The sequence below is a fragment of the Pedobacter steynii genome, from assembly GCF_001721645.1.
In the GTDB taxonomy this organism is placed as follows: Bacteria; Bacteroidota; Bacteroidia; order Sphingobacteriales; family Sphingobacteriaceae; genus Pedobacter; species Pedobacter steynii_A.
In genome coordinates this window covers 5592726-5605524 of record NZ_CP017141.1, presented here as the reverse complement: position 1 = coordinate 5605524, position 12799 = coordinate 5592726, and the positions used below count along the sequence as shown (strand labels likewise).

At 41.8% G+C, this 12799-nt stretch carries 11 protein-coding genes; 6 read left to right on the top strand and 5 right to left on the bottom strand.

What is annotated here, in order from left to right; genetic code table 11:
• Window position 1 precedes the first annotated feature (1 nt).
• Window positions 2–1207: an MFS transporter gene (locus BFS30_RS23115; RefSeq protein ID WP_069381458.1), complete on the top strand. Its 1206-nt coding sequence runs from the start codon at window positions 2–4 to the stop codon at window positions 1205–1207.
• Here the strand turns inward: BFS30_RS23115 and BFS30_RS23110 are convergent, their stop codons facing one another.
• Together BFS30_RS23110 and BFS30_RS23105 are read right to left on the bottom strand one after the other, a co-directional pair.
• Window positions 1208–1546 (bottom strand): cupin domain-containing protein, encoded by a 339-nt coding sequence (locus tag BFS30_RS23110; protein WP_069381457.1) that lies wholly within the window; start codon window positions 1544–1546, stop codon window positions 1208–1210.
• Between the two features lie 78 nt (window positions 1547–1624).
• Window positions 1625–2194 carry a porin family protein gene (locus tag BFS30_RS23105; protein ID WP_069381456.1) on the bottom strand — a complete coding sequence of 190 codons (570 nt, stop codon included), beginning with the start codon at window positions 2192–2194 and terminating at the stop codon, window positions 1625–1627.
• Between the two features lie 689 nt (window positions 2195–2883).
• Between BFS30_RS23105 and BFS30_RS23100 the strand changes: the two genes are divergently transcribed.
• Window positions 2884–3630: a LytR/AlgR family response regulator transcription factor gene (locus BFS30_RS23100; RefSeq protein WP_069381455.1), complete on the top strand. Its 747-nt coding sequence runs from the start codon at window positions 2884–2886 to the stop codon at window positions 3628–3630.
• A gap of 21 nt (window positions 3631–3651) precedes the next feature.
• Here the strand turns inward: BFS30_RS23100 and BFS30_RS27855 are convergent, their stop codons facing one another.
• On the bottom strand, window positions 3652–3819 hold the full coding sequence (locus BFS30_RS27855) for a hypothetical protein (protein ID WP_157263019.1): 168 nt from the start codon (window positions 3817–3819) through the stop codon (window positions 3652–3654).
• 84 nt (window positions 3820–3903) lie between these two features.
• Between BFS30_RS27855 and BFS30_RS23095 the strand changes: the two genes are divergently transcribed.
• Window positions 3904–5001, top strand: a complete 1098-nt coding sequence (locus tag BFS30_RS23095) for a sensor histidine kinase (protein WP_083252205.1) — start codon at window positions 3904–3906, stop codon at window positions 4999–5001.
• Here BFS30_RS23095 and BFS30_RS23090 read toward each other — a convergent pair.
• Window positions 4975–7782 (bottom strand): lantibiotic dehydratase, encoded by a 2808-nt coding sequence (locus BFS30_RS23090; RefSeq protein ID WP_069381453.1) that lies wholly within the window; start codon window positions 7780–7782, stop codon window positions 4975–4977. The genes BFS30_RS23095 and BFS30_RS23090 overlap by 27 nt on opposite strands.
• Window positions 7783–8137: 355 nt before the next feature.
• Here BFS30_RS23090 and BFS30_RS23085 point away from each other — a divergent pair, with 355 nt between their 5' ends.
• The 3 genes from BFS30_RS23085 to BFS30_RS23075 all read left to right on the top strand — a co-directional run bounded on the left by BFS30_RS23085 (window position 8138) and on the right by BFS30_RS23075 (window position 10064).
• The gene (locus BFS30_RS23085; RefSeq protein ID WP_083252204.1) at window positions 8138–8941 is read left to right on the top strand and encodes a murein L,D-transpeptidase catalytic domain family protein; all 804 of its coding nucleotides are present in this window, start codon (window positions 8138–8140) and stop codon (window positions 8939–8941) included.
• A 26-nt stretch (window positions 8942–8967) separates the two neighbouring features.
• Window positions 8968–9552 carry a Crp/Fnr family transcriptional regulator gene (locus BFS30_RS23080; RefSeq protein ID WP_069381452.1) on the top strand — a complete coding sequence of 195 codons (585 nt, stop codon included), beginning with the start codon at window positions 8968–8970 and terminating at the stop codon, window positions 9550–9552.
• Window positions 9553–9617: 65 nt separating this feature from the next.
• On the top strand, window positions 9618–10064 hold the full coding sequence (locus tag BFS30_RS23075) for a carboxymuconolactone decarboxylase family protein (protein WP_069381451.1): 447 nt from the start codon (window positions 9618–9620) through the stop codon (window positions 10062–10064).
• Between the two features lie 77 nt (window positions 10065–10141).
• On the opposite strand, the gene BFS30_RS23070 is transcribed toward BFS30_RS23075, so the two are convergent.
• Entirely contained in the window at window positions 10142–12676 is a 2535-nt protein-coding gene (locus BFS30_RS23070) for a zinc-dependent metalloprotease (RefSeq protein WP_069381450.1), read from the bottom strand.
• Window positions 12677–12799 lie beyond the last annotated feature (123 nt).

Sequence of the window (12799 nt, the reverse complement as noted above, 5' to 3'; positions counted from 1 at the left end):
GATGTCGATCATTCAAACTGTTGCTGGAAACTATAAGAAGTCTTTTTCTGGTCTGAGCCGTGAAACCTGGATCCTGAGTATTGTGATGCTGATTAACCGGAGTGGTTATATGGCTGTGCCTTTTATGGGTTTATATGTTACCCAATCGCTGCACCGCTCTGCTTCCGATGCCGGGTTTATCATCACTCTTTTTGGAGTAGGTTCTATTATGGGATCCGCTGCCGGTGGAAAACTGACGGATATGATTGGCTTCAGGCCTGTTCAGATTTTTTCTGCAGTGATTGCCGGTATATTTTTTCTATTCTTTGCAAGTATCACTCATTTTCATACGCTTTGTATCCTGGCAGTGGTCATTAGTTTTTTTGCAGAGGCATTTCGTCCGGCTAATTTCGCGGCGATTGCAGCTTATGCTAAACCCGGACTGGAAACCAGGTCTTATTCTTTAAACCGTCTGGCTACGAATATCGGATGGGCATTTGGGGTAAGTATGGGTGGACTGATTGCTTCTTATGACTACAGGCTACTTTTTTATGTAGATGGAACGGTAAGCATTTTTGCAGGTTTAAGCATTCTGATATTCCTGCCAAAAATCAAGGCCTACCGAAAAACGATAAAGGAAAAAGTGAAAGGCATTGTAGTGCGTAAACCATGGCAGGACGGCCTTTTCATCAGGTTTCTCTTGTTGAGTATGATTTTTATCATTTGTTTTTTCCTGATGTTCCGCGTGGTTCCGGTGTTTTTCAAGGAATCCTGGAAGATTGATGAGTTTATGATCGGTCTGATCCTGGGGTTGAACGGAGTAATTATTGCCTTGTTTGAAATGGTAATGGTGCACAAGATTGAGGGAAAGAAATCACCTGTATTTTTCATTACCGTTGGGGTGTTGTTTATTGCCGCGTCTTTCCTGGTACTGATGATTCCATTTGGTTCTCCGGTGTTGCTGGGAACGCTATGCATCGTGTTTTTCACGGTAGGCGAAATGTTTGCACTACCATTTGTAAACACTTTTGTGATGAGCAGGGCAAACGAATTTAACAGAGGGCAATATGCCGCCGGTTATATGCTGGTTTGGTCTGTGGCTCAGGTAGTGGGGCCTACAGCAGGTTTTTATATTGCAGAACACCAGGGATATAATGTCCTTTGGCTGATCTTAAGCGCACTGCTGCTGGCCTGTGCCTACCTTTACAAATTCATGAAAACGGAGTAATTAGTCTTTCAGAAAATCTTCTCTGTGCGGGGTGAACGCATCGATCAGAATTCCCGGCTCTAAACAAACGCATCCATGAATGGCATGTGGAGGTACATAATAGCCGTCCCCTTTTCTGATGATCTTCTTCTCGTCGCCGATGGTCATTTCAAATACACCACTGTCTACATAAGTGACTTGTGTATGGTGATGCTCGTGTAATACACCGATGGCCCCGGCTTCAAATTTGGCTTTAACCAGCATAATCCGGTTGTCATATCCAAAAACCTGTCTTTGAATCCCATTGCCCAGGTCTTCCCATGGCATATCGTTCTCTATCTGAAATAATTCGCTCTGCATACTGAAATAATTTATCCAAATATAAAAAAAGGCCGGTGATTTGATCACCGGCCCTTCAGGTTTTTTAAAAAAGCGGAACTATAGAATTTTGAAGCCTACAGATAGGTTGTAGATACCTGTTTTTTCGTTTAATCCTTTATTGATTTTTGTGAAACCTCTGCTGTAACGGGCATCGATGGTCAGGTTTCCTACGTCTACACCAGCATTAAACACCCCTCCCAGGTTAAATTTCTTGTAATCAAAAGAGGTTGGTGCATTGGGCTTGTTCAGGGTATAGTTAAAGTCGGGACCTGCAGACACCCTTAGGTTAAAGGCTTCAGTATTGATGAGCTTATAACCAACCATCAATGGAACGTTCATTTGCTTGAACTTAGGGCGATAAGTTTCCGAGCCATAATTGTATTCACTTTTAAAAGCGGTATAATTAATCTCAGGCTGGAAATAAAGCTGATTTCCTATTCTGGCAAATGCGCCTATAGTGTATCCCATCTTCCCTTTTTCTTTAGAAAGCTCCTTAAGGTCGGAATGAAGGTTCGCAAAGTTTGCGCCTGCTTTTATTCCAAAGGTCAGATCCGGTGCCTGTGCTTTAACTGAGTTCATACCGAAAATACCTGCTGTAACCACTAATAGATACTTGATTGTTTTCATTTTGTTGTTCTTTTAAATAATTTGATCTGTTTAATTTCTTTATTTGTGAGTAGGACAACCAGAAGGAAGCTTACCCCTACGCCGGGGAAAAAAATAATTAAACATCAATCAGAAGGCCCGAACGAATGTTGGTCCTGATTTGGTGGCCCGCCTTCATGGTTCAGCAGGTTTAAGAAAAAAAAATGAAATGAATTGTGAAAAAACAGGCTGTTCATTAAACAAAGGGGAATACTCCCCTTTTGAATTAACAAACTATATGAGAACGCGACATGTTTTTTGTAGAATGAGTCCCAATCGCCACACTATCTAAGTAAAAATCCCCGATGCACCTCCATGCATCAGGAATTTTCGTTTATAGGGGGGATGTCATAAAAGTAGATAAGATCGGTCATATCGCCAATTCTTTTACGCCAATGAAGGGTTTCACGTGGTGAATAATGCTTCCTGCATGGTGAATGAAAAAACAACTTTAAAAATCCGTTAAAACCCTTCATAACTTTGTTCAAACGCAAGAAATCATACCTGTGGGCACAGAAAATTATAGTTTTATCCCTGAATTTGATTTAACTTTACACATTCTTAATAAATTTCGTGAAATAATAAAAAGTATTACGCCAAGGACCTGTTTTGCGTTGTGAATATTTTTAGGTTAGATTTATTAATATTATTCCAATTATAGGAGGAGATCAATGGATAAGAAATTAAACTGCGTAATTATTGACGATGAGAAACACGCTGTAGAACTCCTGGTAGATTACATCAATACCATGCCGAATCTGCAACTTGTAAAGTACTTTACTAATCCTCTGCAGGCTTTGATGGAAATTACGGCCAGTGACCAGATCGATATCGTTTTCATGGACATGGATATGCCTGGGATGTCAGGAATAGATCTTTCAATTGCCATAAGAGACAAGACAAAATACCTTGTAGTGACTACCGGCCATTCGAAATACGCTTATGAGGCGTTTGGCGTGCAGGCCAACGAGTATTTGCTGAAACCAATTTCCATGAGCAAATTTGCCCTGATGATCAAAAGACTACTGAATTCAGAGAATGCTGTTAAAAGTGCAGTTGCAGCAGATGACTTCTTTTTCATAAAAACCGATCAGGTTCAGAAATATACAAAAATCAATATCAGGGACATCATCATGATTGAGGGCTTAAACAATTATGTGAAAATACATACTGTTCATGAGACGCATGTGGCCTATCTGACCATGAAGGAGCTGGAGTCGAAGCTGCAGGATAACCAGAACTTTGTGAGGGTACAAAGATCTTTCATCGTTTCTATGAATTACATCACTAAGGTGGAAGGCTTCACGATTATTCTGAGTAATAAAATGGAAGTGCCATTGGGGACAACTTACAAGAAGCAATTTTTGGTTTTTCTGGGAGAAAAGACAATGAAATCCAAACGGAATGTATCCGATTAGATTTCATTGCGAAAGGCATCACTATTGCACTCCATGTCCGGCAAATCCAGAGGTATGCGAAGTCGCACTGGTATTGGTCGGATCAGTATACGTTTTTAAAATATCAGTAAAAAAAGCTGTTTTACCTTTTTTTGACTTAAACACAAATAATGTACTTTTCTTTAAATTGATTGCTGTTTCCTTTTTCATGTTATGTTGTTTTTTTTTGAAAATTAGGCAGGATAACAGGCCCGATGAAAAGTATTACGTTAACGCCGACTTCTTTTACACGAAATGAAATTCATATCCGATAATTTACGAGACTTTTTGTACCGCTACAGGATCCATTTTCTAGGCTGGTTCATCTTCATTTTCTACGAAGTCGTGATCATGGGCGTTATCCGCGGCGCTTTTGCGACCTTAGGAAATTATGCCCTTTTTTATCTGTTTAACATTTTACTGTTTTATTTTCATGCTCAGGTAGTCATGCCGGCAGCGAAAATGAAAACCATGCAGGCCATATGGAGGTTGCCACTTTTCATTAGCATAGAGGTCCTGGTTTATATCCCGATCGTACTCCATACTGCCGATTTTCTGAATAAAAACGGGGTATTAACCTTGATTGAACCCGTGCAGTTTACCTTTCGGGCACACACCAATGTGGCTTACCGCGCGGTCTATTTTATCTTGTTTGCCACGGGATATTATTATATTCTCAATTATTTCAAGGAAAGAAAACGTGCGGAAGAAAAGGAAAAAGAACGTTTAATGGTCATCATTGAAAATCAAAGGATTTATGCCGATCTGATTAAATCTCAACATGCACATCTTAAAGCACAGATTAATCCGCATTTCCTTTTTAATACCTTAAATTTTATTTACACCAATACCCGGAAGACTGCTCCTGAGGCTGCAGAAGCCATTATGGCTTTGTCAGAAATTATGAGGTATTCTATTGAAGAGGTGAAGGATCATGCGCAGTCAGCATTGATTGAAGAATTAGAACAGGTCGAAAACCTGATTAAACTTCATCAGATTAAAGCAAACCATGGTTTAAACATTGCTCTTAAGTACGATGAAGAAGAGCTGGAGCGGATTCAGGTTATTCCGTTGCTGGTCATGACCCTGGCCGAAAATATGTTTAAACATGGTGAGCTCGGACAGAAAGACTGCCCGGCTACCATTGAATTGAGTTTTTCTGAAGGAGTATTGAATATAGTTACCAGAAACCGGGTTTCTTTACATCAGGCGCATACCAGTCACCATATAGGCCTCAGTAACGTCAGAAAGCGGTTGAAATCTGCTTACGGCAAAAATGCCCGTCTGGATACTTTCGTTACTGAGGATCAATATTTTCATGCACAATTAGTAATCGAGCTTCATCACGCTTAGGTTTTGCTTTTCGGACTGTAATTGTTTGTACAGGAAGCTGTAGATGATGGTTTCATGGGCCCTTTGGCTGCTGGCAAACAGCCTGTTGATGTGCATATGAAAAAGACTGCAGAACAGGGATTTTCTATTTTCATCGCTGCTTTCGGCCAGGGTGTCCAGAAAGGAACCCAACAGGTCAACCGGCAACTGGCGGGACATATGATCGAGGCGACTGCCTGGATATTCTGCTGCAAAAAGACTCCATTCCCGGTTTACCTTTTTGAATTCCGCACTTTCCATGTGGTGTTCTTTTTCAAAAAAGCGCTGGATTTCACGAATAAACAGTTGCCGGGCTTTTGGATCTGGTTCGAGCCTGCTCAATACAGCTTTCATTAAGACCACACAGCTGGCGTATTTATCTGACGGCGCAGCGGCACTTTTTATCCAGGTTAAGGCATACTCACTATCAACTTTAAAATGGCCTTCGGTCAGCTCTATCTGGCTTAGGCCGTAACGTTCCGTTTCCCGCTGATAGGTTTTCAACTGGATGTCACTGATGATTCCGTCTGATAAGTCTTCAGACAGCATCTCCATTAGCTGTGAGATGTATAGATATCCATCGGAAGCATCGCTTAACTGCAGCCTTAACCTGAGGTGTGGAGCGGGATCATTATACCGGATGAAAAACCAGGTTTTGAATTTTGAGGAATATCGTTTAATAAATTCAGCAAGTGTTCCGGCAAGCAAAACATCGGTCCGTTCTTCATGACAATAAATCTCAAAATACAGCCAATCTTTACCAGGCACAATCACTCTTTGAATGGGTTTATTACTGTTGTTTTTTTGTGGAATATGATTCCGGTACAGTTGTTCGTTGTGATTTAGCGTGATCAGTATTTGTGTAAAATAATTCTTCATGTTGATGTCTTTAAATGCTTGACAATCATCTATAATAACTTCGGTTATAACGAAATCGTTGTATTGATTCAGGTAGTGTTTAAAGCATAATAAATCCGTTTCGTTCTCTTTATCAAAGCACAGCGTCTGATCCCCGCTCCCTGCGGAAAAGTAGCGGGTCACCCCCATTTCATTCAGCAGATCAGCAATGGATTTCCGGTGGGAATCTGTTGACCTGATCCTCCATTTCGCGGTAGACAAAACCAGGTTTTTATACTGTACTCTTGGGTAGAAATCCAAGCCCGGCAAACGACTTTGAATATCAAATGAGACTTGCGACTGGATCTGCTGATGTTGTAAATCGCATAAAAACCTATAAACCGCGAGATCCGATCTGCTGTAATTATAAGCTGAAGCCAGCCTTGGAACCACTCTCCTGCCATAATGAGCCGAAAACAGAATGATTTCCCTATTTTTAACGGTAACCATCAGGTCGTTTAAAGGAATGACCTGATCACAGCAGGAGTAATTCAGAATGGCAACTTCATGCGTGTAGATCTGCTTTCTCCTGTTGATGTTGTCGACTTTCCCTTCTGCCATATAACCCAGATCAAAGAAGATGACGTCTGGATTTGCAGCTGATTCTGCAGCGGCAATTCCTCTGCAATGTGAGGTCACCGCTTCGCTGCCCAGCGTAAATCTACCAGCTAAAGCATTGGCGGTACAGCCGCCTATTTGCTCCAGAACCACGAGGTCTCCCGCAAATCTGGCTAAAGTACTGAAGCTGTTGGCTGGCCTGATCTCATTTTTAATCAGTTGCTTATCATCAAATGACTCCAGCTGTATCACTGCTGCTTTATCCGATGCAGTACGAAGCATTTCCTTAAGCAATAAGCGGGTAAATTCACCCAGACGGGTTCCTGCAACTTCAGATGGATTATTTTTTTCGCTCAGTTCATTGGCTAAATCTTCCCGGTCAGACCGGACAAGGTCGCCGTAACCAATACCCAGCTCAGGGTCCAGTACGGTCATCAATGGTAATTCCTGAATGTCAAATCTTTTCTGAAAGGCTTGTTTGAAACTTTTAAGCCCTTGATGTTCTGTTGCAGTAGCGTTCTTTATTAAATAATCAATACAAGCTGGCAGATGCTTTAAGGCAGTCTTATTGACTCCACCTGAAAGTACTTTTCTCTCGGCAATCAGGTATTGTTCTTCCGTTTCGGAAAGCGGCTGGGTGGTTCTGTTAAAGTAATCCGGCCCAATGATATTGGGATGAAGGTCGGTAAACAGCAGTTGTAAATCGAGCATGGCTTTAAGAATGCCTGTCAGCACGCTTTCTGCTACTTCTTTGCCTGCCGCGAAGGCGAGCAGTTCTGTGTATTTCACCTTTTTGCTGCAGTATTCCAGCAATCCGGTGATGAAGGCACTTTTCTCAATTTCAGCCAATTCGAATACCTGATCCTGAAGTGCAATGAACCTGATGTTCCTGGAGGTCGAATACGTGCTTGAATTTGAGAAATAGAAGCGATCTGGCGAGGTTAGCTCTTCGTCTGATGCTTGCAGGTCGTTCCGGTACGACCAGTCTTTAAAACAGTGCAAATGCTGCGATGCGGAAAAGACAACTTCTCTTGCCTGGTCCATGAGTTCTGCAACTGCAAATCCTGCAAAGCTGCCATACGGTGTACCCCGGTATCTGGAGCGGTTGAAATACTTCCATATGGTAAACTGGACTTTAAAGTCTAAGGAAGCAAGTTCATGGGCTTCGATGTCTTTAATTTTTTCATAAAATGAACTGGAAGAAAAGCGGATAGCTAATTTTAGCTCTTCCCATACTTCAGCTAACTGATCGTTGATGGAGAACGCCGGAATCCTAAGGAGAACGACTGGATGGATGGTTATTTTCATATGTACAATTTCCTGCTGATTAGAGCCGGAACAAAATCTATTACGTAAACAAGCCGATCTATTACGCGAAATAAACCACGGTATTAAACCTTTTGTCCTACTTTCAGTCTTTTATAGAAACAAAAGATGAAACAAAATTTTCTTTGAGGATGACCCAGGAAAAAAAACATCATAATTCTTAAGAAGAACATCATCGGGGATAATTTGACATGACGTTTATATCCTATTAAGATAGTTCAGTCATGAGAAAGTAATAGCATGGTAAATTTATACATAAACATCAATTAATCAATATTTTAGCGTTTAAACGTAAAGCCTATTGGAGAAAAGTACTTAATAACTAAAACCCGATTCTATGATGAAATACCTTTTTGGTGGAGCAGGATTTATTACGATGACAGTTGCCTTCACCATGATGAGCCGGGAGCCGGTAACTCCCCCAACTAAATCAGTTATTATTCCAACTGAAGACAGTTTGTACAACAGGCACGTCAGCGATATTTACCGTTCGGCACATCTTGCTGAAAGCGGATTAACCCCATTAGTTTTTGAAAAAGCCATTACCGGATTTTATAACCTTAAGAAGTCAGGACAGGTGTCTGCGGACAAGTCGATTCTGACAATTGCAGATTTCGACCTGAGCAGTACAAGCAAGCGTCTCTGGATTATTGATCTGGACAAAAAGAAGCTGTTACTCAATACCTGGGTGGCTCATGGACAGCGAAGTGGAAGCGATAAAGCAACCCGCTTTTCCAACCTGAATGAATCCTTTCAAAGCAGTATTGGATTTTACTTAACAGCAGAGGTTTATAGGGGGCAGCATGGAAAGTCTTTACGTCTGGACGGAATGGATGAAGGTTTCAATTCAAATGCCCGCAGAAGGTCTATCGTGGTTCACGGAGCAGATTATGTGAGTCAGGGAACGATTAATGCCCTGGGAAGGCTTGGCCGCAGTCAGGGATGCCCGGCAGTAGCACCGGAATTGGCAAATACCGTAATTAACACCATTGAAGGTGGTACGGTTTTGTTTATCAATGTGACCGATCATTATTATACTTCAAGATATCTGAATGAACATGTTGCGGCACTATATGCAGCCAATGATACCAGCAGACTGAGCGATGAAAGGTTGCCGGATACGACTATGATGAGTATTTAGTCGTATCTTGCTCTGAAATTCGATTCATGTATAGCCCACTTCTACAGCACATCAGCAGGTATGTTTCTTTAGATCAGAACGAAGAAGCCCTCATCGCTCAAAAGCTGAAATACCTGCAACTGAAAAAGAAAGAGATTGTTTTAAGTCAGGGGAAGATTTGCCGCTCCAGTTATTTCATCGTGAAAGGCTGTCTGAGGTTATACTTTTTCAATGATAAAGGAGCAGAACAGACGACTCAGTTTGCGATTGAGAACTGGTGGATCAGTGATTACAACAGTCTGGAGAATAAAGTTCCTTCTGAGTTTCAGATTCAGGCTGTCGAAGCATCTGAAGTGATTGCCTTTGATAAAGAAATACAGGATAGTCTTTTTGAGCTGGTACCTAAACTGGAAAGGTATTTCCGTCTGATCCTGCAACGTGCCTATGCGGCCAGTCAGGTGCGTACAAAAATCAATTATACGATGTCCAGGGAAGCCCAGTATCACCTGTTTAGTACCGCTTTTCCCGAATTCGTCCAGAGGGTACCGCAATACATGCTTGCTTCCTATCTTGGCTTTACCCCGGAGTTTCTGAGTAAAATCAGGGCGAGGAAAGTCAAAAAGATTTCTTAATCCAGGTTAAGTTTTTTCGAGCCATTTTATGCTGACATTTGAATAGAAATTTAAACATCAGCAAAATGAAAGATAGAATCAATATTCAAAAGGTAAACTCTAAAGCCTATCAGGCCATGTATGCACTGGAGAATTTTTTAAATGAAAGTTCCCTTAGTAAAACTCATAAAGAACTGATCAAAATCAGGGCTTCACAAATAAACGGGTGTGCTTTTTGTCTGGATATGCATACCAGAGATGCCAGGAAATACGGGGAAACCGAACAACGTATCTATACCTTAAGTGCCTGGAGAGATACCTCATTTTTTACTGAAGAAGAAAAGGCCATTCTGGCATTGACAGAGGAAGTTACGTTAATCCCAACAGGTGTATCTGAAGACACTTACCAACGCGCTGCGGAATTGTTTGATGAGATCCAGTTGTCGGAAATCCTGATGGCAATCATCACCATTAATTCCTGGAACAGGATTGCGATCAGTACTCATCTGAAACCTGCGTTGGAAAAAGCCTGATTTAAAAAGGGCCATCTCTGACTTAGTTTTTACACTAAATCAAAGATGGCCCTTTTGAATGCCATATAATAAATAATTTAGGATTTCGGGTTCAACGCGTTGTTGATGCGCACCAATAAATCCTGTAAATGATATTTACTCATACCGGTAGCGGCAGGTATGGCAAGACGGATATCTTTAGCTAAGCCAGCCATATGTGCGCGGCCAATGCTGGATACATCTGTACTGGTTGGGTCAGCTGACCTCATTCCAGGGAAAGCTCCGGGACTTGCTGCCGGCGCTACCAGGAGCTTGCTCAGGTTGTCAACATAAGCTTTCTGAAGGTTTCTTCTGTATACGTCGATGTTTTTATGGCTGTATAGCTCAGACCAGATTCCGCTTTTAAGGTCGGCAAACATATTCTCTGCGGTATAGGCTTTGGCACCACTCATTACCTCTGCATTGATTAGTTTGCCAATATTACCGGCATTCAGCAGCCTGTTTAATGTGCTTTTCTGAATCCCCTGAAAAACGTCAACAGGGTTAACTCCTGTACGTTCAATCAATTCTTTATTAATTAACCAGGTTGGGCTGGTAAATAACTGTGTATTTAAAAAGGTCATTGCTTCCTTTTGCGTGGCATATGGAACTGCAACAAAAGAAGCACCACTTTCTTCTACCGCTTTTGGAGTGGAATAGATCCCTCCTATATTTTTAACCACATGTCCCATATAGCGGCCATATTGCCCAACCAACTCAGAATATAAGGTTTTCGCATTCTGATAACCTTCATTAGGCTCTTTACTCCAGGTCAGGAGATTGGGCAAAATGCGTTTCAGGTTTTTGATTCCATAAGAAGAAGCCAGCATCGCATTGTCGCCGAGGTCTTCGCTTTGGTTGCGCGGATCATTGGAATCGCTCTCTGTTCCAAAAACAAGGCGTTTGTCTGAAGAAGTCCGCTTGATAATGGATTGGTTAGAGCTGGCCAGTTCCTCCTGAGGGCCTTTGAATTCAGGCATCCATTTATAACCCCATTCTATTGCCCATAAATCGTAATCTCCGATTCTTGGGAAAATTCCTTTAGAGCTGATGTTGTCTTCTGGTTGAGCGACATAATTGAAACGGGCATAATCCATAATTGAAGGTGTATGTCCATTTTTCTCCACCCATTGTTTGTTCCTTAATTTCTCTACAGGTACGGTAGCTGAGGAGCCAAAGTTATGCCGAAGTCCAAGGGTATGACCGATTTCATGTGAAGAGACAAAACGGATCAGTTCTCCCATCAGCTTATCATCAAAAGTCATTTTTCTGGCTGCAGGGTCTACCGCGGCCGCCTGAATCAGGTACCAGTTCCTGAGGATCAGCATTACATTATGATACCAGTTAACATGAGTTTCCAGAATTTCACCGGTACGTGGATCATGTACATGTGGTCCGCTTGCATTAGGAATATCTGATGGTTTGTACACAATTACGTTATGTCTGGCATCTTCCAGGCTCCATGCAGGATCTGCCGGTGCTTCTTTGGCTACAATAGCATTTTTAAATCCTGCTTTCTCAAAAGCAATCTGCCAGTCGTTTACGCCTTGAATCAGATAAGGCACCCATTTTTTAGGGGTCGCAGGGTCGATGTAATAAATGATTTGTTTTTTAGGCTCTACCAGTTCCCCTCTTTTGTATTTCTCTACATCCTCGTTTTTAGGCTCTAATCTCCATCTCGTGATCAGGGAAAGGTTCTTTACTCCCTGCGGGTTCGAGTCAAAGTCTACAAATCCGGTTGCGAAATAACCTACACGGGGGTCAAAATACCGGGCTTTCATCTGTGAGGAAGGCAGCAGGACCATAGAACTGTTCAGTTCATAAGTCGCTGGTGTAGCACTTCCTGCGGAAGGCATTCCACCTGGCATCTGAGGGGCCGATTTGGAATAAGTTTTCAAAGTACGGATCTCAATGTTGAGTGGATAGGCTTTGATTTCTTTGATATAACTCCTGTCGGCCATCATCCCACCTAAAGACAATGCTTTTTTTACCTGCGGATCAAAAAAGAAAATCTCATTGTCGCTATTCATGTATTCAGTTACATCAATCACGACACCTTTAGCTCCTGAAACGGAGTCTTTAGCCAGTGCTTTGATGTCAAATGAAGCCACCAGTGGCTGAACATTGGAGTTCATTACTGATTTATACAATCCCTGAGCAGTGGTATCCTGAGAACGTTCGCCATAAGAAATGCTTTTTATAAATAATTTGTTTGCAGGTCCTTTTTGAAAGGAGATCACATTGTCGCCAATCTGGTCGCCCCCATAACCCATCATCTGAGAACGGTTGCCGGCGGCAGCTTTACTGATCCTGTTGACGATCAGGATATCTCTGTTTAATAGTGAATCCGGGATTTCGAAGAAGTAACGGTCTTCTACGTTATGTACTTTAAACAGTCCTTTGTCTGTTTTTGCTTTAGCAGTGATCACTTCTGCATAAGGCTTAGGTCCGTTTCCTGCAGGCGGACGGTTAACCGCATTCGGGTTTGCAGCCGGGCCTTGTGCCGGAGCTGCATTTTTCTTTGGATTTCGTTGAGTAAAACCCTGAAAACCGGCGACTAAAAGCACCAGTGTGATCAAACTTATTCTTTTCATTAGTTATAAATTGGTTTTAGATATATTTTTCCTTTATACCGGAACAGGTTATTTATGGTGTTTACCTGTTGGATGATATTTTAAAACGATGGCGAGCATCCACTGACCATCGTTTTTACTAAT